The organism is Alloalcanivorax marinus (genome assembly GCF_016785095.1).
In the GTDB taxonomy this organism is placed as follows: Bacteria; Pseudomonadota; Gammaproteobacteria; order Pseudomonadales; family Alcanivoracaceae; genus Alloalcanivorax; species Alloalcanivorax marinus_A.
This window is the reverse complement of record NZ_JAEKJB010000001.1, coordinates 1-21,540: the sequence shown is the minus strand read 5'-3', so window position 1 is coordinate 21,540 and position 21,540 is coordinate 1. Positions and strand designations below refer to the sequence as shown.

Sequence of the window (21,540 nt, the reverse complement as noted above, 5' to 3'; positions counted from 1 at the left end):
GCACAGGGGGCCGCCCATAGGCAAGCGGCGGCGCCCGCGACATACTGTGGCCTTTGCCAGCCATGGGACCACGACGGCCGTGCATCGTTTATTCACCGGGTTTTTTCTGATCGGCATCCTCGGCGCGCTGGGGCAGCTTTTGAGCGGCGACCTGGAAGCGCCGGCGCGGGTGGTGGCGGCGTTGTGGCGCGCCGCCGACCTGGCGGTGGAGGTAAGCCTGGGCCTGATCGGCGTGCTGGCTCTGTGGAGCGGCCTGTTCCGGCTCGCCGAGGAAAGCCGCCTGGCCGATCGCCTGGCCGGCGCGGTACGCCCGCTGCTGGCGCGGCTGATGCCGTCGCTGCGCCGGGACCCGGCCGCCGGCGCGGCGGTGTCCATGAACCTGGCCGCCAACATGCTGGGCCTGGACAACGCGGCCACGCCCCTGGGGCTGAAGGCCATGGAGGCGTTGCAGGCCGACAATCCGCGACCGCGCCGAGCCACCGACAGCCAGATCATGTTTCTGGTGCTGAACACCTCGTCAGTGACACTGGTGCCGGTAACGGTACTGCTCTACCGCGCCCAGCAGGGCGCCGCCGACCCGGCGGCGGTGTACCTGCCCATGCTCATGGCGACCACCGTATCCACCTTCGTGGGCGTGGCGCTCACCGCCCGGGTGCAGCGGATACCGCTGCGCGATCCGTTGCTACTGGCGGTGGCGGGGGGCTGGCTGGCTCTGCTCGGGTTGTTGGCCCTGGGCATCTGGCTGGCGCCGCCGGCGCTGGGCTCGACGCTGTCCGGTCTGCTTGGCAACGGCATTCTGCTGGCGGTGATCGCGGCCTTTTTCTGGGCCGCCTGGCGGGCTCGGGTGGACAGCTACGATTGCTTCGTGGAGGGGGCGAAGGAAGGCTTTCACCTGGCGGTGAAATTGATTCCGTATCTGGTGGCGATGCTTGCCGCCATCGCCATGCTGCGTGCCAGCGGTGCCCTGGAATTGTTTCTGGACGGTATCCGCCACGGCGTGGCGGCGTTGGGCTGGGACACCCGGTTCGTGGATGCCTTGCCGGTGGCTCTGCTTAAGCCGTTGAGTGGCTCCGGTGCGCGGGCGGCGATGCTGGACGTGATGCAGAGCCAGGGGGTGGATTCCCTGGCCGGCAAGATGGCGGCGGTGATGCAGGGCTCCACGGAGACCACCTTCTACGTGCTGGCGGTGTACTTCGGCAGCGTGGGAATTCGGGATATGCGGTACGCGCTTTGGTGTGGGTTGGGGGCGGATCTGGCCGGGTTGGTGGCGGCGATCGGGTTGAGTTATCTGTTTTTTGGTTGATCTTGTCGATGTTCTCCAGAGGGGGCTGCCACGAGACGGGCTGGTTCTCGATCGGGGCCGCGTCTCGTCGTGGGACCCCTTCCGGGAACGTCGTGAATCCGTCCCTGGAGACTCCCGGTTTGACATCCTGTCAAACAGGGTCCCGGAAGGGGGCCCACGCCGAGACGCTTCGAGGTAGCATCACCCGCGGCTTCGTAGGGGAGTTAGCGGGGAATGATTTCTCGGAAGGTGAGGTTGAGGCGGGGGGCGTTGACGCGGCGGCGGCGGGGCAGGGCGTGTTCGAAGTGGTGCTGGGTTTGCGGCGACATCACCAGCAGGTCGTCGTGGTGCAGGGTCAGGATGTGGGCTTGGCGGTGCTCGCCGTGGCGGCGGAAGGCGAAGTCGCGGCTGGCGCCGAGATTGTAGGAGAGCACCCAGGGCGTGGGGCCCAGTTCCGGTTCGTTATCGCGATGCCAGCCCATGGTGTCGTCGCCGTCGCGGTAGAGGTTGGCGAGCACGCCGTTGGGGGCGCGACCGGTAAGCTCGGTGAGGCGGTGACGCAGGGCGGCGAGGTGGTGCGGCCAGCCGTGGCCTTCGTGCACCAGGCCGGAGTAGCGGTAGCGCACGCCGGCGTCGGCCAGCCAGCAGGTGCGGCGCGGTACCGGGTGTTCACGGCCGAATACACGCACCGTGGGAGACTCCCAGGGCAATTCGTTACAAAGCGTGTGGAACAACGGCGTGGCCTGTTCGCCGAGAACCCCGGAGAAAAGCCACAACCGCGCGCCATGGCCCAGCTCCGTGGGAGCGGGCCAGGAGGGCGGGCGTGATAGGGTGGAGTTGACACTCATGACGCGCTGCTCTATCTAACCGCTGTCGATGTTCTCTGACCGTTTCGGGAGTCTAACATGCTGCACGTCTACGATATCGAGAATGGCGTTCTGCGCGAGCGCGACGTGGCCGATTTGACGCCCACGACTTCCGACGCGGCGAGTTGGATCGACATGGTCGATGCCACCGACGAGGAACGCGAGCAGGTGCAGCATTTGTTCCGTCAGGCGCTGCCGGCCTCCGACGATGTGGAGGAGATCGAATCCTCGGCGCGCTTCTTCCACGATGAGCACGGCCTGCACGTCCACTCCCTGTTCGTCTACCAGGCCGAGGGTCGCCACCGCACCGCTACCGTGGCGTTCGTGTTGCAACCCGGGCGCCTGCTCACCTTCCGCGACTCACGGCTGCCGGATTTCCGCTTGATGCGTCTGCGCGTGCGGCGTGGCTGGGTTCGGGTCCAGGAGCCGCTGGATATCCTGCTCAATATCCTTGAGCAGAAAACGGAGAACCTGGCGGACACCCTGGAGGACATTCACCGGGACCTGGAGGACGTCAGCTACCTGGTGCTGGAAGATGAGGAGGCGGAGCTGGAGGACGGCATCGAGAAGCTGGCCCACCTGGAGGACAGCAATGGCAAGGTGCGCCTGTGTTTGATGGACACCCAGCGTTCGATTTCATTCATTCAGCGTTACGTGCGCGCCGACAAGGACCGCCGCCGCACCTGTTCGGAAATCCAGCACGACCTGGATACCCTGATGTCCCACGCCACCTTCCTGTTCGAGAAGATCAACTTCCTGATGGATTCCACCCAGGGCTTCATCAACATCGAGCAGAACCAGATCATCAAGATTTTCTCGATCGCCGCCGTGGTGTTCCTGCCGCCGACCATGATCGCCAGCATCTACGGTATGAACTTCCAGGTGATGCCGGAGCTGCAGTTCAAGTTCGGCTATCCGATGGTGATCGGATTGATGATTCTGTCCGGCATCGCGCCCTATTGGTATTTCAAGCGCAAGGGTTGGTTATAGGGGCAGGTTGAAAGCTGCAACCGCCTTTCAGACCGACCATTTGCCTTGTTCGTGGCTGACGCGATCCTCGTCGCGCAACTTGATCAGATGGGCTTCCAGGGACAGGCAGGCAACGCCGTGCAGAAAGTCAGGCACGTCGGCGTAGACCCGGGTGACCAGCTCCTGCACCGTTACCGGGGTGGCATCCAGCGCTTCGAACACTTTTCGTTCCCGCTCCCGGCGATGGGCCAGGGTCTTGTCCACGGTGGCCATCGGTTCGGTAATCAGTTCGCCGTGGCCCGGTGCCATGGTATCGATGCGATAGTCGCGCAGCAGCGCCAGGGAGGCCATGTATTCGGCCATGGAGCCGGACGGCGGCGCGATCACCACGGTGGAGCCCTGGATCAGGTGGTCGCCGGTGAACAGCAGACGCTGATCGACCATAAGGTAGCACAGGTGGTTGCCGACATGGCCGGGGGTGGCGATCACTTCCAGCGGCACCCCGCCGCAGTCCAGCAGGTCGCCGTGGCTTAACAGCCGGGCCGGAGACCAGCTCTCGTCCTGCAGCCCGTCATCGGGGACCGGTGGGCCGAGCATTTCCGCGCCGGTGGCCTCGGCCAGGGCCCGGGCGCCGGGGGAATGGTCCCGGTGCGTGTGGGTGACCAGAATGCGCTCGATGGGGCGTTCCAGTTGTTCCGCCGCGCGCAGCAGGGCGCGGGTATGCTCGGGGTCTTCCGGTCCCGGGTCGATGGCGGTGAGGGTCCGATCACCGAGCAGATAGCTGTTGGTGCCGGGCCCGGTCATCATTCCCGGGTTGCGGCCCAGGACCCGCCAGGCGTGGGGCGCGATGGGGGTGGCTTGACCAGGAATGAGCGCTGCCATGATCTCTCCTACAGCCGCTGCTGTGCTTCAGGGAGCCGGCATTGTGACCATTTCGTTTTCGCTTGGCCAGCCCTGAAAAATGGAACGCTAACGGCCATAAACCTCCACGCGCAGCACTCGCAGGCGCCAGCGATCCGCCTGGATGTCGGGTTCCGGGCGCGCCACCGACAGGTTCAGCGGGTAGCGGCCATTGGGCGGAATGTGCATGGACACCGTCTCCCGGCTCTCGTGGATTACCTCGCAGGCGGTGGCCGGCGGGCAGCGCAGCGCTTCCACCGCCAGTTGCACCCGCGCCACCGCATGCTCGCCCCGGTTGGCGATGTCGCCACTGAGCCGGTAGGTGGTTTCCGTGCGGTGCACCTGGGATACCTCGGCGATGACTGTCTCCGGGTCCGCCGGGGCGCGCCGCTCCTGATCGGTGAACAGGGTCGCCGCGCCAAACAGGGTGCCCGCCACCAGCACTCCGGCCAGAGCCAGGTAGAAGGGCCGGCGGCCCGCTTGCCAACTGCCCCACAGCAGCACTACCACCGCCACGGTGACGGTCAGAATCAACAGGAAACGCATCGTTAATCGTTACTCCCCGGTCTCGTGGGCGCCGTCGATCGGGCCCATGGGTTTCTTCTTTACGTGGTCTTCTTATAATCAGTGTCGCGTCATGTAAAGGAGAACACCATGCTGATCGTTGTGTCACCGGCGAAAACCCTGGATTACGAGTCGCCGCTGCCGTCCTTGCGCGCAACCCGACCGCGCCTGCTCGACGACAGCGCGGAACTGGTGGCGCGTGCCCGCCAGCTCTCGCCGGCGGACCTGGCCAGCCTGATGAAGGTCAGTGACAAGATCGCCCATCTTAACGTGGAACGGTTCGCGCAGTGGTCAACGCCGTTCGACAAGGACAATGCCCGACCCGCGATCTTCGCCTTCAAAGGCGACGTCTATACCGGGCTGGATATTGAACGCTTCGATGCCGATGACTTGCAGGCGGCGCAAAAGCGCCTGCGCATTCTCAGCGGTCTGTATGGCGTACTCCGCCCCCTGGACCTGATGCAGCCTTACCGTCTGGAGATGGGAACGCGGCTGGACAATGCCCGTGGCAAGGATCTCTACCAATTCTGGGGCGAGATCATCACCGACCAATTGATCAAGGATATGAAGGCCGCCGGCACCGACGTGCTGGTGAACCTGGCCTCCAACGAGTACTTCAAATCCGTGCACCCCAAGCGGCTGCCGGGGCCGGTGATCGAACCGGTGTTCCAGGACGAGAAAAACGGCAAGTACAAGGTGATCAGCTTTTATGCGAAAAAAGCCCGGGGCTTGATGGCCGCCTGGATTCTGCGCGAAGGCATCGACAAGCCGGCGGCTCTGAAGAAATTCCGGGAAGCAGGCTATCGTCACGACGCGGAAGCGTCCACCGACACCAGGCCGGTGTTCCGGCGTGAAGAGCAGTGAAGGTGGCCGGTGAGGGGGGATCGCGCCTGAAACGAATCGCGGCTGAAGCCGCTCCTACGGTGCCTGCTTCGCGGTAGGAGCGACTCCGGTCGCGATCAACGGAGAGCGTCAGCGCCAGTCGCTTTCGAAATCCTCGGGCTTGACCACCAGCACGTCGTTGCCGGTGCGGGTAAGCAGGGATTCGGCGGTGGCGCCAAGCAGCAGGCGCTCCACGGTATTGCGGCGCACCGTGCCGACCACCAGCAGATCCGCGCCTTCCTCTTCGCAGTAGTCGGTGAGGGTGCGGGTAACCGGACCTTCCAGCAGGGTGGTCCTGTCCTCCGGCAGGTTCTCGCGTTTGGCGAATTCGGCCAGCGCTTTTTCGTGGTACTCGCGGATGCTGTTGGCGCTGGCGGCGTATTCGGGCAGGGCTTCGCCGGCCACCAGCAGCAGGGTTTCGTCCGGGTGCTCAAGCACATGCACCGCTTCCAGTTCCCCGTGCAGTTGCTCGCTCCAATACCGGGCGGTGTGAATCACCGCGGCGTCCAGGCCGCCGGGCTTTTCTTCCGGTTCCACGGCGGCGGTGAAGCGCGGAGGCGTTCCCCAGGGCTGGGAATGCACGCACAGCACGGGGCAGGGCGCATGACGGATCAGCAGCCAGTCGCGAGGAGTGAACAGGTGGCGTTTGAGGGTGCCTTCCTCGCTGGTGTGAACCACCACCAGGGCGGGGGCGCATTCCACCACGGTGTCACGCAGGGCCGTTTCCGCGTCGCGGTGCGGCGCCACGCGTTTATTGACGGTGGTTTCTCCAGCGGTCAGCTCATCAATGCGCTTTTCCCATGCCTTGGCGATCTGGCGTTCGGCGCTTTCCCGGCGCGCATCGTCGAAGCCCACCGCGCGGCGCATCGCCGGGGAATCGCTGTTGATCGCCACGGTCAGTGGCAGGCCGGAGGCCCGGGACAGTTGTAGCGCTTTTTCCAGGGCCGGTTGCGGCGCTTTCAGGTCGCGGTCGAGGAAAACCAGAATGCCATTTTCGGAGCTCATAGTCGGTGTCCTTGCTAGCGGGAATCAAGCGTCCTGCACGGAATCCAGGCGACCGGTGCCGCACAGGGCCGGGCGATCAAGAATTTCTACCTCGCGGCCATCCACCCAGAGCAGGTTCTGCTGTTGAAAGCGGGTAAAGATACGGCTCACGGTTTCCACCGCCAGGCCCAGATAGTTGGCGATGTCGTAGCGGGACATGGGCAGGCGGAAGCGTTTGTTGCTGAGCCCGCGACGTTGTTGCCGGGTGGCCAGGGAGAGCAGCAACGAGGCCACGCGGTCGTCGGCGCTCTTCTTGCTGAGCAGCATGTGCAATTCCCGGTCGGCACGGATTTCCTTGCTCATCAGACCGAAGAAATGATGCTGCAGGCTGGGAATCTTGTGCGACAGATCCTCCAGGCGGTGGAAAGGGATCTCGCACACCGTTGAGGTCTCCAACGCCTTGGCGTTGGACAGGTGGCGGGCGGTGCTGATGCCGTCCATGCCGAGAATTTCACCGGGCAGATAAAAACCAGTCACCTGCTCCTCGCCTTCATCGGAAAGCACGTAGGTCTTCAGTGCTCCGGAGCGAACCGCGTAAACGGAATGAAAATCGTCGGCGGCGCGGAACAGGTGCTCACCACGTTTCAGTGGTCGTCCGCGCTGGATGATCTGGTCGAGCTGGTCGAGCTGGGCGGGAGCCACGGCCAGGGGGAGACAGATCGGGCTCAGGCTGCAGTCGTTGCAAGAAACGGTGCGCGGCATGATGCCCCCTTGTTGGCTGCGTATGGAAGAAGATAACTCAGTGGTTATCAATGTTGCTGCGTACGACATTATAGAAGGCCCCATGGGCTGAACAAGTGTCGGTGGCCACAAAAACGGGCCAACCTCAGATGATGCGGCTGAAACGCTCTCCCTGGCTGGCGACGGCGAAGCGGTCGAAGGGCTGGACCAGGGCGCGTGCCACCAGCCGACCGGCTTCGGTGATCACCAGGTCACTGCCTTCCATGGCAAGCAGGCCCAGGCTTTCGAATTCACCGAGTTGCTCGAGGCTGTCGGCGAAGTAATCGGTGAAATCCACGCCCCAGTTTTCCCGGAACGCGGCCAGATCAAGACGCAGATCACACAGCAGCCCCATGATCACCGAGCGGCGCAGCCGGTCATCGCGATTCAGCCGATAGCCGCGCTCCAGCGGCCAGCGGCCTTCGGCCACGGCCTGTTCCCAATCCTCAAGACGTTTCGGCGCCTGGGCGTATACATCGCCCAGATCGCTGATGCTGCTGACGCCGAACCCGAGCAGGTCGGCGTCACCATGCAGGGTGTAACCCTGGAAGTTGCGGTGCAGCCGCCCCTGACGCCGGGCCACCGCCATCTCATCATCGGGCAGGGCGAAGTGATCCATGCCGATCAGTTCGTAGCCGGCCTGCTGCAGCATCTCGCCGGCGCGCACCTGCATCGCCAGTTTTTCGGTCGGGCTAGGCAGGGTCCGTTCGGCGATCTGGCGCTGAATCTTGAAACGGGCGGGAAGGTGCGCGTAGTTGTACAGGGAGATGCGGTTGGGACGCAGCTCCACCAGTTGTTCCAGGGACCGCGCCAGGCTCGATTCGCTCTGCCAGGGCAGACCGTAGATCATGTCCGCGTTGAGGGAATGGAAGCCGAAATCGGCGGCGTCGTCGAATACGCGCCGGATCATGTCCAGCGGCTGGACCCGGTTGACCGCCTGCTGCACACGCGGGTCCAGGTCCTGAACGCCCAGGCTCAGTCGGTTGAAGCCAAGCCCGCGAATCAGCCCCAGGCGGGAGCGGTCCACGGTACGCGGGTCGATCTCCATGGCGTAGTCGCCGCGGTCATCCTCCAGCAGGCGGAAGTAGCGGGCCAGGTCATAGACCAGCTCGGTGATCTGGGCGTCGTTGAGGAAGGTGGGAGTGCCGCCGCCCCAATGCATCTGCACTACCGGCCGTTGCGGTGACACCATGGCCGCCTTGCGCCGCAGTTCGCTTTTCAAGTGGGCGAGATAGTCCACGGCCCGGCGCCGGTTGGCGGTGACGATGCGGTTGCAGGCGCAGTAGTAGCACACCGTGGCGCAGAACGGGATGTGGCAATACAGGGAGAGGTCGCGGCGCTCCCGGTTCCCCGCTTCCACGGCGGCTTCCACGTCGGCGAACCGCAATTCCTCATGGAATTGGGTGGCCGGCGGGTAGGAGGTATAGCGGGCCCCGGGCCCGCCAAAGCGGCGAATGAGATCCGGGTTCCATGTGGTCATGGGCGATGCTCCAGGTAACAGGCGATGCCATCATGCCTGTCCCGGTGCGAACCGTTTTGATGTGCATCAAAGGAAGGTTGGAACGGAAACGTCGCCGCAAAAGGGCAGTGGCAGAGCACCGGCATGCAGCCACAACCCCTGGGCCAGGAACCACAATGCCAGCCCCAGGGTGGCGACCCCGGCGACTCGCCGCGCCGCTGGGCCGCGCAGACGCCGCAGCTGGCCACCGGCGACGCCGGCGGCGGCCACCGGGGCCACCGTGATGGCGCCGAACACCAGCATCACCAGGGCACCGCCGCCGGCGCCGCCGCTGGTGGCGGCCAGCAGCAGCGCCGAGTAGACCAGGCCGCAGGGCAGCAGCCCCCAGAGCATGCCGAGCGCCAGTGCCTTGTATGGGCGGTCCACGGGAATCAGCGCGGAGCGTGCCGGTTTCAGCCAGCGCCACAGGGCGGCGCCGGGGCGCTCCAGGGCACGCAGCGCGGCGCCGTTGCCGAGGAAATGCCAGGCCAGCAGGACCATCAGCAGGCCGGAGAACAGCGCCGGCCAGGCCGGGCCACCGGCGGGAAGCAGGTTGAGAAGACGACCGCCCAGGGCACCGGCCAGGGCGCCCAGCAGGGTATAGCCACTGACCCGGCCCAGGGCGAACAACAACTGCCAGGCCCACAGGCGGCCGCCACGGCGCCGTGGCTCCGGGATCGCGAAGGTGAGCGCGGCGCCGATGCCGCCGCACATGCCCACGCAATGCACCATGCCGGCCAGGGCCAGCAGCGCGGCGCCGCCGATCAGGGGCAGCAGCGCTTCAATCATGGTCGCGGTCCTCGAACACGATGCGCCAGGCCTCGTGGTCCAGGTCTTCGAACTGACCCCGGCGGATGGCCCAGAACAGTGCCCAGATCGCCAGGGCCAGAAACAGCAGCGCCAGGGGAATCAGGAGAATGATGATGGCCATCGTGCCAGCCTCGCCGCGTTGAAGGTAACCAGAAGGGAACTGGCGGACATGCCCAGCGCCGCCGCCCAGGGCGGAATCCAGCCGGCCATGGCCAGCGGTACCGCGAGCAGATTGTAGCCCAGCGCCCAGCCGAGATTCTGATGAATGCGCCGCCGCGCGCGCCGGGCCAGGTCCGGCAGGGCCGCCAGGGCATCGAGCCGGGAATGCAGCAGGTACAGCCCCGCCGCCCGCCGCGCCAGGCTGGTGGCGTTGGCCGTGGCCACGGACACCGAGGCCTCGAGCAGGGCGGGCGCGTCGTTGATGCCGTCGCCGACCATCATCTGCGGACCCTCCGCGCGGCTCAGTTCGCGCAGCCAGGCGGCCTTGTCGTCCGGGGTCTGGCGCGCCCGGTGGGCGTCCAGTTCCAGGGTGCGGGCCAGGGCCGCCACCGGCGCTTCGCTGTCACCGCTGGCCAGCCGCAGGCGCCAGCCGCGAGCGCGTAGCGCGGCGGCCACCGGCACTGCCTCCGAGCGTACCCGGTCGCGCAGAAACAGCCGCAGGCGGGGCACGCCGTCCTCGCTGAGCATCAGCGTGGTGGCGGCGCAGGGCCCGGGGCCGTCCACCGGCGCCGGGCCGATTTCCCAGCGATGCCCGTGGCGCTGGCCTTCCGCGCCGTCGGCGCGTACGCGGATGTCGGTCACCGACCGGTCCGGGGCCAGCCCGTCGAAGGCCCGCGCCAGCGGGTGCGGGTGCCCCTGTTCCAGAGCGGCGGCAATGGCCAGCAGGGGCGCGTTGTCATCCGCTCCGGTGGCGCCGTCCGGGCGCTGGGAGCCGACCAGTTCGAAACAGCCTTCGGTAAGGGTGCCGGTCTTGTCGAACAGCACCCCGCGTACTTCGTTGAGGGCCAGCAGTTGGGAGGGCGAGGCGATCAGAACGCCCTCCTTGAGGGCGGCACTGAGGCTGGCGGAGACGGTTAGCGGTACGGCCAGTGCCAGAGCGCAGGGGCAGGTCACCACCAGCACCGCCAGGGTATGTTCGAAGGCCAGGGCCGGGCCGGCGGACCAGTGCAGGGCCAGGGTGATGGCGGCCAGCACCAGCACGCCCAGGGTGAACAGCGGGCCGACCCGGCCCCAGTCGCGCACCAGCGGCAGGCGCTCCTCCTCGGCCCGGGCCACCTGCTCGCCGATCCGCGCCACCAGACTTTCCGCCACCGGCGCCGCCGCGTCCAGGGTCAGGTCGCCCTCCAGTACCCGGGCGCCAGCGCGTACCATGGCGCCGGCGCTCACCGCCACCGGCAGCGGCTCGCCGGTGAGCGCGCTTTCCGCCACCCGGGCCTCACCATCCACCACGGCACCGTCCACCGGCACGGTTTCGCCCTGGGCCAGCCGCAGCCGGTCGCCGGCGCGTACCTGGCGGCTCGCCACCCAGGTCTCGCGGTCGCCGTCGAGGCGCCGCACCACCAGCGGCAGGGCGTCGCGAAGGCGTCGCCAGGCGGCCCGTACCCGGTGCCGCTGGCGTTGTTCCAGCCAGCGGCTGAGCAGCAGGAAAAACACGAACATGGCGGCGGAATCGAAATACACATGGCTGCCGCCCAGGGCCATGTTCACCAGGGAACCGGCCCAGGCCAGCCCCAGCGCCAGGGCCACCGGCAGGTCCATGCCCGGACGGCCGGCGCGCAGGCCGCGCCAGGCGCCTTGAAAGAACGGCCAGCCCGCGTAGAACACCACCGGCGTGGCGACCAGAAAGCTGGCGATGCGGAACACCCAGGCATAAACCTCGTCACCGCCTTCGAAGGCACCCAGATACAGCGCGGCGGAATACATCATCGCCTGCATGGCACCCAGGCCGGCCAGGGCCAGCCGACCGAGCAGCCGGCGCGCCTCGCGGCGCTGGCCGGCTTCAGCGGCCGGGTCGCCGGGCAGGGTCACGCCGTAGCCCAGCTTGAGCAGCCTTTCGGCCACCGCGCGCGGGGCTTCGGGGCGGTCGTGGACCAGGGTCAGGGTCATGGCGGCCAGATTGGTGCGCACCGAGACCACCCCGGGGATGTCGCTGGCGGCTTTCTCGATCAGCCAGCAACAGGCGGCACAGGTGAGGCCGGAGAGGGCCAGGGTGAGACGCTCGCCAGCCGGGTCCGGCTGGCGGTGGGCGGCGAGCAGTTCCGGCACGTCGAACAGCGCCAGCGCGCGGTCACGTTCATCGCCGTCCGGGGCGGCGCCGCCGTCGGCGCCGCGCAGGCGATAATAATCATCCAGGCCGAGATCATGGATCAGGGCCATGGCGGCGGCGCAACCGGGGCAGCAGGCGGGGCGTTGGTCGACGTCGCCAGGCGCCAGAAACGGCGGGGTGGGGGCCACCTCGCCGCAATGCGCGCACAGTACCGTCACCGAGGCGCCTCCACGGCGCCCAGGCTCGCTCCATCGGGGCCCAGACGCAGCCGGTGGTAGAGGCGCCAGGCACCGTCCGGCGGCGCCAGGGTGACGTTCCATTCGCCGCCTTCGGGCAGAGCACCGTCGGCTTCATAGCGGCCTGCGCCGAGATGGCGCAGCTCCAGGTCACGGTCCCGGTCGGCGAAGGCCGGGTGGCGCAGCTTCAGCGTCAGCCGCTCCGGCCAGGGCACGGCGATGGCGCTGCGCATCAGCACCCGACCGTCGCTGTCCAGGCTGGCCGCGAGGCCCAGGCGGGCGGCGCGGTTTTCCGCCTCCAGGGACCGGTTGATGGCCTTGCCGTCACGGTACCAGTTATCGTCCACCGTACTGTCGGCGTAGGTGATGGCGATGGCCAGCGTCACCAGGCCACCGACGATCGCCGAGGCGGGCAGGGCGATCACCAGCCATACCAGCGGGTGCCGGTACCAGGGCGCCTCAGGAGCGCGGGGCGATAAAGCGGGATTCATGAGCCATCTCCATGTCGGGGGCGTCAGCATCGGCGCCTTGAACGGCGCGTACGTGGAAACGGATATCGGCGGATTGCACCGTGCCGGCGTAGGGATCGGCGCTCACCGTGACCGGCAGGCTGCGGTGCTCGCCGGGCCGCAGGGTGAAGTCGCGCGGACCGTTCACCAGGGTCAGGCCATCCGGGCCTTCCAGGGTCAGTTGGTAGCTGTGCGGGCTCTGATCCTTATTGAGGATCTCCAACCGGTAGCTGTTCTCGATGGTGCCGCTGCCGGTGACCCGATAGAGCTGGTTGCGGTCACGCAGTACGTCCACCTGCAGGGGCACCCGGGTCACCAGGCTGCCGGCGAACAGACCCACCAGGATCAGAATCACCGCGCCGTAGCCGAGCAGGCGCGGGCGCAACAGATGGGTATGGCGACCGTTGAGGGCGTTTTCCGTGGTATAGCGGATCAGTCCCGTGGGCCGATGGATACGCTCCATGACCTGGTCACAGGCGTCGATGCAGGCGGCGCAGGTGACACATTCGTACTGCAGGCCGTCGCGGATGTCGATGCCGGTGGGGCAGACCTGCACGCACAGGCCGCAGTCCACGCAGTCACCGGCGGGCTCCTCGGCCTGCTTGCGGGCGCCACGCCGGCGCGGTTCGCCGCGCGCCTGGTCGTAGCTGACGATCAGGGTGTCGCGGTCGAACATCACGCTCTGAAAGCGCGCATAGGGACACATGTAAAGGCACACCTGCTCACGCATGAAACCGGCGTTGCCATAGGTGGCGAAGGTGAAAAAGCCGATCCAGAACAACGCCCAGCCGCCCACCTGGAAGGTGAAGAAGTCGGGCACCAGTTCGCGGATCGGCGCGAAATAACCCACGAAGGTAAGACCGGTGGCCAGCGCCAGCGCCAGCCACAGGGCGTGCTTGGCTAAGCGGCGCGCTATCTTGTCGAGGCTCAACGGCGCTTTATCCAGCTTGATGCGCTGGTGCCGGTCGCCTTCGAAGAACTGCTCGATGGCCATGAACCAGCGGGTCCAGGCGGTCTGCGGGCAGACATAGCCGCAATACACCCGACCGGCGAACACGGTCACGAAGAACAGGGCCAGGGCGGAGATGATCAGCGCCCAGGCCAGGAACAGGAAATCCTGGGGCCAGAAGGTCAGCCCGAAGATGTGAAAACGGCGCTCCGGCAGGTCGAAGAGAATCGCCTGCCGGCCGTTCCAGGTCAGCCAGGGAAGCACCAGATAGAGCGCCACCACCACCCGTACACTGGCGTCGCGCAGACGCTGGTAATGACCCTTCACATCCTTGATCTGGATGCGCTGGCGCTTGGCGTAGAGCCCGCTGGCTTCGGGGTCGGGATGGGATTGCTCCACCGGGATACGGCGACCTGCGTTCATGGATTACTCCTCGTCGTTGCGCGACAAACCGTAGACATAGGCGGCGAGCACATGCAGTCGCTCGTCGGACAACACGCCTTCGTGCTTGGGCATGTGGCTGTTGCGGCCCTGGCGGATGGTGGTCTCGATATCCTCCAGTCGCGCGCCGTGCAACCAGATACCGTCGGTCAGGTTGGGGGCGCCGAGAGCATGGTTGCCGGTGGCGTCCTGACCATGGCAAGCGGCGCACACGGCGAACTTGGGCTTGGCCCGCTCCACCGCGGCGGCGACCTGCGGGTCGCTGGTCATGTCCGGCCGGCTCAGGCTTTGTACATACAGAGCCATATCGCGCACCGCCTCGTCGGTACCGCCGATGGCGGCGGCCATGGGCGGCATCATGCCGTTACGCCCGTTGGTGATGCTGGTAAGGATGGCGTCGGCGCTGCCGCCGTAGAGCCAGTCGTCGTCGGTCAGGTTCGGGTAGCCCTTGGCGCCGCGCGCGTCGGAGCCGTGGCAGATGGCGCAGTTGTTGGCGAACAGGCGTCCACCCACGTCGCGGGCTTCCGGGTACTGATGAAGCTCATCCACCGGAACCTTGGCGAACTGTTCGAACAGCGGCTCGGTGCGTTTTTCCACCAGCGCCACCTCCTGTTCCCACTGGGTCACGCTGCTCCAGTTGAGCAGACCGCCGAAACGGCCCAGCCCCGGGTAGAGCACCAGATAGACCACCGAGAAGATCAGCGTGCCGACGAACAGGAACAACCACCAGCGCGGCAGCGGCTGGTTACGCTCCTGGATGCCGTCGAAGCTGTGGCCGGTGGTCTCGTTTCGCGCTTCCTCCGGCGTCATCTTCAGATTGACCAGCAGCAGGATGGCGCAGCCCACCAGGTTCAATACCACGATGGCGATGATGTAAACGCTCCAGAACTGGCTCATCAGTGGTCTCCCTCACGGTGGTCATGCTCGCTCCGGCGCACCGGGCCGAGCGGGTCGGTGTTCAGCGGAATTTCGCCCAGGCGCTGGTAGTCGCGCTTACGCGAGGGGCGGTAGACCCAGGCCACCAGGGCCAGAAAGGCGACAAAGAAAATCACCGTCAGTAAGGCGTGGTAGTTCATCAGCGTTCCTCCCGCCGGGCCTGGCCCAGGGACAGCAGATAGGCGACCACCGCGTCTTCCTCGGTGGCATCGGCCCATTCGCCGCGTACTTTCTTCATCTGTTCGTCGATGTCCTGGTCGCTATAAGGCACGCCGAACTGGTTCTTGAACACCTTCAGGGTGCGTTCCATGTGCGACCAGTCCACCGTGTTCTCCGCCAGCCACGGGTAGGCGGGCATATTGGACTCGGGCACCACCTGGCGCGGATCGCGCAGGTGCTCACGGTGCCACTGCTCGGTGATCGGCCGCAGGCCAACCCGGTCAAGGTCCGGACCAGTACGCTTGGAGCCCCACAGGAAGGGGTGCTCCCAGACGTCCTCGCCAGCCACGCTGTAGGGGCCGAAGCGCTCGGTCTCGGCGCGCAGCGGCCGCACCATCTGGGTGTGGCAGACGTGGCAGCCTTCGCGGATATAGACGTCGCGCCCGGCCATTTCCAGCGCCGTGTAAGGCCGCAGGGTGGCCATCGGCTCGGTGGTTGCTTTTTGCCAGAACAGTGGCACGATTTCCGCCAGACCGCCGAAGCTGACCGCCACCAGGGTGAGCACGATCATCAGGCCCACGTTCTTTTCGATTACCGAATGATAGTTGGCCATTGTTACGCCTCCGCCCCGACCAGATTGAGTTCACCTTCGTCGCTGCGCGTGCCGCGGATGGTCTTCCAGACGTTTACCGCCATCAGGATCATGCCGGCCAGGAAGATCACGCCGCCGATCAGGCGCACGATGTAGAAGGGCTGCCGCTCGGCCAGTTCCTGGACGAAGTTGTAGGTGAGGGTGCCGTCCTCGTTGACCGCGCGCCACATCAGGCCCTGCATGATGCCGGACACCCACATGGCGGCGATGTAGAGCACCGTGCCGATGGTGGAGAGCCAGAAGTGGGCGTTGATCCAGCGGACCGAGTACATGCGCTGGCGGTTGAACAGGCGCGGCACCATCACGTAAATGGAGCCCATGGTGATCATGGCAACCCAGCCGAGGGCGCCGGAGTGCACGTGGCCGATGGTCCAGTCGGTGTTGTGGCTCAGGGCGTTGACGGTCTTGATCGACATCATCGGCCCCTCGAAGGTGCTCATGCCGTAGAACGACAGCGCCACGATCAGGAAACGGATGATCGGGTCGGTACGCAATTTATGCCACGCACCGGAGAGCGTCATGATGCCGTTGATCATGCCGCCCCAGCTGGGCGCCAGCAGCACGATGGAGAACACCATGCCCACGGACTGCGCCCAGTCCGGCAGGCTGGAATAGTGCAGGTGGTGGGGGCCGGCCCACATGTACACGGCGATCAGCGCCCAGAAGTGGACGATGGACAACCGGTAGGAGTAGATCGGCCGCTGTGCCTGGATCGGCACGTAGTAGTACATCATGCCCAGGAAGCCGGCGGTCAGGAAGAAGCCCACCGCGTTGTGTCCGTACCACCATTGCACCATGGCGTCGATGGCGCCGCTGTAGGCGGAGTAGGACTTGGTCAGCGAGATCGGCACCGCGGCGCTGTTGACGATATGCAACAAGGCGACGGCGATGATGAAGGCGCCGTAGAACCAGTTGGCGACATAGATGTGGCTGGTGCGGCGCTTACCGATGGTGGCGAAGAACACCAGGGCATAGGCCACCCAGACCACCGCCAGCAGAATGTCGATGGGCCATTCCAGCTCGGCGTACTCCTTGGCGCTGGTGAAGCCCAGCGGCAGGGAGATGGCGGCCAGGACGATCACCGCCTGGTACCCCCAGAACACGAAACTGGCCAGGCGCGGTAACGCCAGGCTGGTTTCGCAGGTACGCTGCACCACGTACAGCGACGTGCCGATCAAGGCACTCCCCCCAAAGGCGAAAATCACCGCGTTGGTGTGCAGCGGCCGCAGGCGGCCGAAGGTCAACCAGGGAATTTCCAGGTTGAGAGCGGGCCAGGCAAGCTGGGCGGCGATCCACACCCCGACCAGCATACCCACCACCCCCCAGATCACGGTGGCGACCGTGAATTGCCGCACCACCTTGTAGTGGTAGGCAGGCGTCAAAGCGGTGTCTTGCATGATGTTTCCCTTCTGATGAGCGGCCCGGACGGGCCCGATCAAGGCGGGTGAACGTTAACAGCGGGGGGGCTTGGAACCGTTGACATGGGTCAAGAGGGGAGGCGGCGAACACCGGGATTTTGCCGGTTGCCAAAGGTGGTTATAATGTGTACACCATAAACCGAAGGAGGCGGACCAGCCCATGCCCAAGCGCGATAAACCCCATACCCCGGCCGAACACGGCTATGAATTTTCCGAGCAAGTGGGGCATCTGCTGCGTCGGGCCTATCAGCGGCACACCGCCATCTTCCAGCGCCATAGCTGCGACAAACAGCTCACCGCCATCCAGTTCGTGACGCTGTGTACGCTGGTGGAACGGGGGGCCTGCTCACTGACCGACATCGTCCAGGCGACGGCCATTGACCCGGCCACGGTGCGCGGCGTGATCAAGCGGCTCAAGGCCAGGGACTGGATCGCGCTGTCCACCTGCGCCCAGGATCAGCGCAAGGTGATGGTGAATATCACCCAGCAGGGGGAGGATCTGGTGGAAGAAATGATACCCGCGGCGCAGCGTATCTCGGATCTGACCATGGAAAATCTGAACCCCGCCGAGCGGGTGGCCCTGCTGCACCTTCTGGCGAAGATGAGCGGGGCCCCCGACGACGATTAACGCCGGTAGGTGCGGCGCAGGTCGTCGCGCAGACGCACGAACCAGGGTGCCACCAGGGGCAGCAGGATGGCGCCCAGGGACATCAGCAGCAGGGTCAGGGCGATCGGACTGTTGATGAACACGTCCCAGGAGCCACGGCCCAGGATCAGGCTGCGGCGCAGGTTTTCCTCCAACAGCGGGCCGAGGATCAACCCGAAGGCCAGCGGCGCGGCCGGTAGCCGGAACAGGTTGAGCAGGTAGCCGATCAGGCCGAACGCCAGCATTACATAGACGTCGGACATGGTGTTGCGGATCGCGAACGAACCGACCACGCACAACACCGCGATCACCACCAGCAGGATGTGGGAGGGAATGCGGGTCACCCAGGCCACCCAGCGCATCAGCAGCAGACCGATCACCAGGGTCAGGATCAACGCCAGGAAGAACGAGGAGTAGACGCCGGACACGAACTCCGGATTGTTGGCGAACAGCCCGGGGCCGGGACGCAGGCCGTGGATCAGCAGCGAACCCATGAGTACGGCGGTGATGGCGTCCCCGGGGATACCCAGGGTCATCATCGGGATCAGGGTGCCGCCGATGCTTGAACTGTTGGCCGATTCCGGCGCTACCACGCCCTCGGTAACGCCCTTGCCAAACTCATTCGGGCGTTTCGAAAAACGCATCTCCTGAGCGTAGGCGATGGCCACGGCGATCGCCGAGCCGGCGGCCGGAATGGCACCCACCGCGGCGCCGATGAAGGACCCCCGCAGCATCGTCTTCCATTGCCCGAGCAGCTCCTTCATGGGCGGCCACAGCCTGCCGATGGCGGGCATCACGCTTTTGGTGGAAGGGCGCCCGGCGCCGCCCAGGTTCTTCATTACCTCGGCGAAGCCGAACAGGCCCACGCACAGCGGCACCAGCTCGATGCCGCCCTCCAGCACCGGGCTGTCGAAGGTGAAGCGGGGGATGTCGGTGAGGCTGTCGAAACCGACCATGCCGCACAGCAGCCCCAGCCCGCCCACCATCATGCCGCGAATGGTCGAGCCCGGCGAGGCGTAGGCCAGCAGTACCAGGCCGAACACCGCCACGGCGGTGAATTCCGGGCTGCGGAATTCCATGGCGGCGGCGGCCAGCATCGGGGCCACCAGTACCAGAGCCAGCAGGCCGATCAATCCGCCCAGGGTGGATGAGACCAGCGCGTAGGTGAGCGCCTCGCCGGCGCGGCCGGAGCGGGCCATGGGGTAGCCGTCCAACTGGGTAACGATGGCGCCGGGGGTACCGGGAATATTGATCAGGATGGCGGAGATGGAGCCGCCGTAGACGCTGGCCACGAATACCGCGAGCAGAAACAGGATGGCCAGGTGCGGGTCCATGCTGAAACTGATGGGCAGAAGAATGGCCAGGGCCATGGTGGAACTGACGCCGGGCATGGCGCCCAGCACCACGCCGAGCACGGTGCCGATCACCGCCAGCAGCAGGCCCCAGGGAGACATCAGGGTGGTGCCCAGGGCGGACAGGAAATCATTCAGCATGGCATACCTCGTTAGCCGATTGGCACCTTGAGCACCGACACGAAGGTCACGTAGAGGAAGGCGCACAGCAACACGCCCAGAATCAGCCCGCTAAGCAGCGCGCGGCCCGCGCGGCCGGTACGTCGCCAGCTCAACCAGGCGGTCCAGGCGGCGCTGAAAACAAAGGTGGCGGGCAAGAAGCCGATCATGGCCACGCCCACGCACAAGGCGATCATGCTGAGCAGTAGAACCACGGCGGCGGGATGGTCGCCACGCTCCACGGAAGGGCCATCGGTCCGACCGGTGGCGAAACGGAAACATCCCTTGATCAGGATCAAGGCGGCGCCGACGGAAAGCAGGCTCAATACCAGTATCGGCAGGAACGCGGCCCCGGGATCGAGGCCCGCGTCCAGACTGGCCATAAGGCGCTTGCCGCTCAACACCGAGGACCAGCCGGCGGCGCATATGATCGCGAAGAACGCGCCGACGGCCAGGTCCAGCACCGGACTGGTTTGCGCGCTGTTGTCGCTGCCGGTGTTATCGGTGGGCTGGCTCATGACTTAGCCTTCGATCAGGTTCGCGTCTTCAAGGATCGCCTTCACTTCCTGGTTGCGTTTTTCCAGGTAAGCGCGGGTGGAGGCGGCGTCACGGGGCATGATCACCAGGCCCAGTTCGGCGGCTTTCTTCTGGAAGGCCTCATCATTGAGCAGCGCGTAAAAGCCTTTCTCCAGCTTTTCGCGACGGTCTTCCGGCACGCCCTTGGGCAGGTAGAGCATGTAGAAGTCCTCGGCGATGAAGTCGTAGCCCTGTTCCTTGAAGGTGGGCACGTCCGGGGCGAACGGGTGACGTTCCTCGGCGGCGACGCCGATGATTTTCACCTTGCCGGCTTTGTGCTGTTCGGCCAGCAGCGGGATCGGCAGGGTAGTGGACATGACCTCGCCGGACACCAGCGCGGAGGCGGTGGGAGCGTAGCCCTGGTAGGGCACCTTGCTGAGCTTCACGTCGAAGTGATTTTCCAGCATGGTGGCGGCGATGTAGGAGAAACCGCCGGGGGAGTCATTACCGTTGATGATGGAACCGGGCTGCGCCTTCAGTTGCTCGATGTACTGTTTGACGTTTTCGATGCCGGTGTCCTTGGCCACCGCCAGGGAAGCCGGTTCGGGCCCGATGAAAACCAGCGGCTCCAGGTCTTCAAGAGGCGTGGCGTTGCGGTTCATGTAGCTTTGCGCGATGGCGTGGGTGCCCATCATACCGATGGTGTAGCCGTCCGGATCGGACTTCGCCACATGGCGCACGCCGTTGGAACCGGCGGCGCCGGTCACGTTGTTCACGACCATGGAAACGGGCAGGTTTTCCGGCGGTTTTTCCGCCATCAGGCGCGCGGCCAGATCATAGGCGCCGCCGGCCGGCCAGGGCACGACGATGGTGATGGGTTTGTCCGGGAATTCGGCCAGGGCGCGACCGGAAAGACCCAGCAGCATGGCCACGGCAAGCGTGGCGGTGGCGAGCAGTTTGACGATCTTCATGTTATTCCCCCTTCGAGGATAATTGGTTCAGGTGAGCGATGGCTTCGTCCATGCCAATGACGTCGCCGTACTTACTGTCGATATCGAACAGATTGGCTTCGTGGGGCGCGGGATGACGATCACCCACGGCTTCGCGGACCACGATCATCCGGAAACCGTACTGAAGTCCGTCCACGGCGGTGGCTCGAATACAGCCACTGGTGGAACAGCCCATCAGGATCACGGTATCCACGCCCAACGACGTCAGCGTGGAGGCAAGAGACGTGCCGAAAAACGCGCTGGCATATTGTTTGGTAATTACCAGTTCGTCCGCCGCCGGATTTACCGGCTGACAGAACTCCGCGTCCGGGTTGCCGTCCACCATGGCGCGCATCACGGGTGCTTTCTTCACCCAGACGCCGCCGTCCATCTGGCCTTCGCCACGGTAACGGATATTGGTATGAATCACTGGAATACCGCTCTGGCGAGCGGCTTCCAGCAGTCGCGGTGCATGATCCATCGCCTCCACCACGCCCGGCGCGTAGAGGGGGGCACCGGGACGGGTGTAAGCCTGAAGAAAATCCACCGCCACCAGCGCCGGGCGTCGGCCGAAGCCGACCCGGGTGCCCCAGACGCCTTGGTAGTTGCTGGCAAGATCGTCCTGGTTGCCGTTGGCCATGATGATTCTCCTCAGTAAGCGCCGGACAGCAGGGCCCCGGCGCCGGGAACGACGGGTTCCAGGTCCAGGGCCTTGAGCATTTGGTAGGTGGTGGCGATGGCGGCGGTGACCACGGGTTTTCCGGTCAGGGCCTCGAC

23 protein-coding genes and 1 pseudogene are annotated in these 21,540 nt (G+C 65.7%); 4 read left to right on the top strand and 20 right to left on the bottom strand.

Features of this window, described 5'->3' with window-relative positions; translation table 11 throughout:
• The first annotated feature begins 79 nt into the window (after window positions 1-79).
• Entirely contained in the window at window positions 80-1,303 is a 1,224-nt protein-coding gene (locus JF515_RS00120; RefSeq protein WP_203099736.1) for a nucleoside recognition domain-containing protein, read from the top strand.
• Window positions 1,304-1,506: 203 nt separating this feature from the next.
• Here JF515_RS00120 and JF515_RS00115 read toward each other — a convergent pair whose 3' ends face one another.
• Window positions 1,507-2,130: an alpha-ketoglutarate-dependent dioxygenase AlkB family protein gene (locus tag JF515_RS00115; RefSeq protein ID WP_203099734.1), complete on the bottom strand. Its 624-nt coding sequence runs from the start codon at window positions 2,128-2,130 to the stop codon at window positions 1,507-1,509.
• Window positions 2,131-2,187: 57 nt separating this feature from the next.
• Here JF515_RS00115 and corA point away from each other — a divergent pair, with 57 nt between their 5' ends.
• Window positions 2,188-3,138, top strand: coding sequence for a magnesium/cobalt transporter CorA (corA, locus tag JF515_RS00110; RefSeq protein ID WP_203099732.1), 951 nt, complete (start codon window positions 2,188-2,190; stop codon window positions 3,136-3,138).
• Between the two features lie 27 nt (window positions 3,139-3,165).
• Here corA and JF515_RS00105 read toward each other — a convergent pair whose 3' ends face one another.
• Together JF515_RS00105 and JF515_RS00100 are read right to left on the bottom strand one after the other, a co-directional pair.
• On the bottom strand, window positions 3,166-3,999 hold the full coding sequence (locus tag JF515_RS00105) for an MBL fold metallo-hydrolase (protein WP_203099730.1): 834 nt from the start codon (window positions 3,997-3,999) through the stop codon (window positions 3,166-3,168).
• An 87-nt stretch (window positions 4,000-4,086) separates the two neighbouring features.
• Window positions 4,087-4,563, bottom strand: a complete 477-nt coding sequence (locus tag JF515_RS00100; protein WP_203099729.1) for a hypothetical protein — start codon at window positions 4,561-4,563, stop codon at window positions 4,087-4,089.
• A gap of 108 nt (window positions 4,564-4,671) precedes the next feature.
• On the opposite strand from JF515_RS00100, the gene yaaA reads away from it, so the two are divergent.
• A complete protein-coding gene (gene yaaA, locus JF515_RS00095; RefSeq protein WP_203099727.1) occupies window positions 4,672-5,445 on the top strand; it encodes a peroxide stress protein YaaA in 774 nt (257 codons plus the stop codon).
• 108 nt (window positions 5,446-5,553) lie between these two features.
• Here the strand turns inward: yaaA and JF515_RS00090 are convergent, their stop codons facing one another.
• From JF515_RS00090 to ccoN, 12 genes are all read right to left on the bottom strand, one after another.
• Window positions 5,554-6,468, bottom strand: coding sequence for a universal stress protein (locus JF515_RS00090; protein ID WP_203099725.1), 915 nt, complete (start codon window positions 6,466-6,468; stop codon window positions 5,554-5,556).
• A 24-nt stretch (window positions 6,469-6,492) separates the two neighbouring features.
• Window positions 6,493-7,278: a fumarate/nitrate reduction transcriptional regulator Fnr gene (gene fnr / locus JF515_RS00085; protein WP_203099723.1), complete on the bottom strand. Its 786-nt coding sequence runs from the start codon at window positions 7,276-7,278 to the stop codon at window positions 6,493-6,495.
• Window positions 7,279-7,333: 55 nt separating this feature from the next.
• Window positions 7,334-8,707 carry an oxygen-independent coproporphyrinogen III oxidase gene (gene hemN / locus JF515_RS00080; RefSeq protein WP_203099721.1) on the bottom strand — a complete coding sequence of 458 codons (1,374 nt, stop codon included), beginning with the start codon at window positions 8,705-8,707 and terminating at the stop codon, window positions 7,334-7,336.
• Between the two features lie 66 nt (window positions 8,708-8,773).
• Window positions 8,774-9,514: a sulfite exporter TauE/SafE family protein gene (locus JF515_RS00075; protein ID WP_203099719.1), complete on the bottom strand. Its 741-nt coding sequence runs from the start codon at window positions 9,512-9,514 to the stop codon at window positions 8,774-8,776.
• Window positions 9,507-9,656 carry a cbb3-type cytochrome oxidase assembly protein CcoS gene (ccoS, locus tag JF515_RS00070; protein WP_203099717.1) on the bottom strand — a complete coding sequence of 50 codons (150 nt, stop codon included), beginning with the start codon at window positions 9,654-9,656 and terminating at the stop codon, window positions 9,507-9,509. The genes JF515_RS00075 and ccoS overlap by 8 nt, the downstream gene beginning before the upstream one ends.
• A complete protein-coding gene (locus JF515_RS00065) occupies window positions 9,635-12,019 on the bottom strand; it encodes a heavy metal translocating P-type ATPase (protein WP_338015146.1) in 2,385 nt (794 codons plus the stop codon). Before JF515_RS00065 ends, ccoS begins: the two co-directional genes overlap by 22 nt.
• Window positions 12,016-12,528 (bottom strand): FixH family protein, encoded by a 513-nt coding sequence (locus JF515_RS00060; RefSeq protein ID WP_203099713.1) that lies wholly within the window; start codon window positions 12,526-12,528, stop codon window positions 12,016-12,018. The genes JF515_RS00065 and JF515_RS00060 overlap by 4 nt, the downstream gene beginning before the upstream one ends.
• On the bottom strand, window positions 12,497-13,918 hold the full coding sequence (gene ccoG / locus JF515_RS00055; protein ID WP_203099711.1) for a cytochrome c oxidase accessory protein CcoG: 1,422 nt from the start codon (window positions 13,916-13,918) through the stop codon (window positions 12,497-12,499). Before ccoG ends, JF515_RS00060 begins: the two co-directional genes overlap by 32 nt.
• Before the next feature lie 3 nt (window positions 13,919-13,921).
• Window positions 13,922-14,833, bottom strand: coding sequence for a cytochrome-c oxidase, cbb3-type subunit III (ccoP, locus tag JF515_RS00050; RefSeq protein ID WP_203099709.1), 912 nt, complete (start codon window positions 14,831-14,833; stop codon window positions 13,922-13,924).
• Entirely contained in the window at window positions 14,833-15,012 is a 180-nt protein-coding gene (locus JF515_RS00045) for a cbb3-type cytochrome oxidase subunit 3 (RefSeq protein WP_203099707.1), read from the bottom strand. Before JF515_RS00045 ends, ccoP begins: the two co-directional genes overlap by 1 nt.
• Window positions 15,012-15,644: a cytochrome-c oxidase, cbb3-type subunit II gene (gene ccoO / locus JF515_RS00040; protein WP_203099705.1), complete on the bottom strand. Its 633-nt coding sequence runs from the start codon at window positions 15,642-15,644 to the stop codon at window positions 15,012-15,014. The genes JF515_RS00045 and ccoO overlap by 1 nt, the downstream gene beginning before the upstream one ends.
• A gap of 2 nt (window positions 15,645-15,646) precedes the next feature.
• A complete protein-coding gene (gene ccoN / locus JF515_RS00035) occupies window positions 15,647-17,080 on the bottom strand; it encodes a cytochrome-c oxidase, cbb3-type subunit I (RefSeq protein ID WP_203099703.1) in 1,434 nt (477 codons plus the stop codon).
• 181 nt (window positions 17,081-17,261) lie between these two features.
• Between ccoN and JF515_RS00030 the strand changes: the two genes are divergently transcribed.
• Entirely contained in the window at window positions 17,262-17,729 is a 468-nt protein-coding gene (locus JF515_RS00030) for a MarR family winged helix-turn-helix transcriptional regulator (RefSeq protein WP_203099701.1), read from the top strand.
• On the opposite strand, the gene JF515_RS00025 is transcribed toward JF515_RS00030, so the two are convergent.
• From JF515_RS00025 to JF515_RS00005, 5 genes and pseudogenes are all read right to left on the bottom strand, one after another.
• A complete protein-coding gene (locus tag JF515_RS00025; RefSeq protein ID WP_203099699.1) occupies window positions 17,726-19,240 on the bottom strand; it encodes a tripartite tricarboxylate transporter permease in 1,515 nt (504 codons plus the stop codon). The genes JF515_RS00030 and JF515_RS00025 overlap by 4 nt on opposite strands.
• 11 nt (window positions 19,241-19,251) lie before the next feature.
• Entirely contained in the window at window positions 19,252-19,776 is a 525-nt protein-coding gene (locus JF515_RS00020; RefSeq protein ID WP_203099697.1) for a tripartite tricarboxylate transporter TctB family protein, read from the bottom strand.
• A gap of 3 nt (window positions 19,777-19,779) precedes the next feature.
• Window positions 19,780-20,745 (bottom strand): Bug family tripartite tricarboxylate transporter substrate binding protein, encoded by a 966-nt coding sequence (locus JF515_RS00015; RefSeq protein ID WP_203099695.1) that lies wholly within the window; start codon window positions 20,743-20,745, stop codon window positions 19,780-19,782.
• A 1-nt stretch (window position 20,746) separates the two neighbouring features.
• Complete coding sequence (locus JF515_RS00010) at window positions 20,747-21,403, bottom strand: N-carbamoylsarcosine amidohydrolase (RefSeq protein WP_203099694.1); 657 nt, start codon at window positions 21,401-21,403, stop codon at window positions 20,747-20,749.
• An 11-nt stretch (window positions 21,404-21,414) separates the two neighbouring features.
• A pseudogene (locus JF515_RS00005) lies at window positions 21,415-21,540 on the bottom strand (Asp/Glu racemase); the annotation flags it as partial.

Bases quoted from the DNA above. Each gene is read 5' to 3' on its own strand.
- JF515_RS00115 (WP_203099734.1), bottom strand. From the start codon at position 2,130: ATGAGTGTCAACTCCACCCTATCACGCCCGCCCTCCTGGCCCGCTCCC.
- corA (WP_203099732.1), top strand. From the start codon at position 2,188: ATGCTGCACGTCTACGATATCGAGAATGGCGTTCTGCGCGAGCGCGAC.
- JF515_RS00105 (WP_203099730.1), bottom strand. From the start codon at position 3,999: ATGGCAGCGCTCATTCCTGGTCAAGCCACCCCCATCGCGCCCCACGCC.
- JF515_RS00100 (WP_203099729.1), bottom strand. From the start codon at position 4,563: ATGCGTTTCCTGTTGATTCTGACCGTCACCGTGGCGGTGGTAGTGCTG.
- yaaA (WP_203099727.1), top strand. From the start codon at position 4,672: ATGCTGATCGTTGTGTCACCGGCGAAAACCCTGGATTACGAGTCGCCG.
- JF515_RS00090 (WP_203099725.1), bottom strand. From the start codon at position 6,468: ATGAGCTCCGAAAATGGCATTCTGGTTTTCCTCGACCGCGACCTGAAA.
- fnr (WP_203099723.1), bottom strand. From the start codon at position 7,278: ATGTCGTACGCAGCAACATTGATAACCACTGAGTTATCTTCTTCCATA.
- hemN (WP_203099721.1), bottom strand. From the start codon at position 8,707: ATGACCACATGGAACCCGGATCTCATTCGCCGCTTTGGCGGGCCCGGG.
- JF515_RS00075 (WP_203099719.1), bottom strand. From the start codon at position 9,514: ATGATTGAAGCGCTGCTGCCCCTGATCGGCGGCGCCGCGCTGCTGGCC.
- ccoS (WP_203099717.1), bottom strand. From the start codon at position 9,656: ATGGCCATCATCATTCTCCTGATTCCCCTGGCGCTGCTGTTTCTGGCC.
- JF515_RS00060 (WP_203099713.1), bottom strand. From the start codon at position 12,528: ATGAATCCCGCTTTATCGCCCCGCGCTCCTGAGGCGCCCTGGTACCGG.
- ccoG (WP_203099711.1), bottom strand. From the start codon at position 13,918: ATGAACGCAGGTCGCCGTATCCCGGTGGAGCAATCCCATCCCGACCCC.
- ccoP (WP_203099709.1), bottom strand. From the start codon at position 14,833: ATGAGCCAGTTCTGGAGCGTTTACATCATCGCCATCGTGGTATTGAAC.
- JF515_RS00045 (WP_203099707.1), bottom strand. From the start codon at position 15,012: ATGAACTACCACGCCTTACTGACGGTGATTTTCTTTGTCGCCTTTCTG.
- ccoO (WP_203099705.1), bottom strand. From the start codon at position 15,644: ATGGCCAACTATCATTCGGTAATCGAAAAGAACGTGGGCCTGATGATC.
- ccoN (WP_203099703.1), bottom strand. From the start codon at position 17,080: ATGCAAGACACCGCTTTGACGCCTGCCTACCACTACAAGGTGGTGCGG.
- JF515_RS00030 (WP_203099701.1), top strand. From the start codon at position 17,262: ATGCCCAAGCGCGATAAACCCCATACCCCGGCCGAACACGGCTATGAA.
- JF515_RS00025 (WP_203099699.1), bottom strand. From the start codon at position 19,240: ATGCTGAATGATTTCCTGTCCGCCCTGGGCACCACCCTGATGTCTCCC.
- JF515_RS00020 (WP_203099697.1), bottom strand. From the start codon at position 19,776: ATGAGCCAGCCCACCGATAACACCGGCAGCGACAACAGCGCGCAAACC.
- JF515_RS00015 (WP_203099695.1), bottom strand. From the start codon at position 20,745: ATGAAGATCGTCAAACTGCTCGCCACCGCCACGCTTGCCGTGGCCATG.
- JF515_RS00010 (WP_203099694.1), bottom strand. From the start codon at position 21,403: ATGGCCAACGGCAACCAGGACGATCTTGCCAGCAACTACCAAGGCGTC.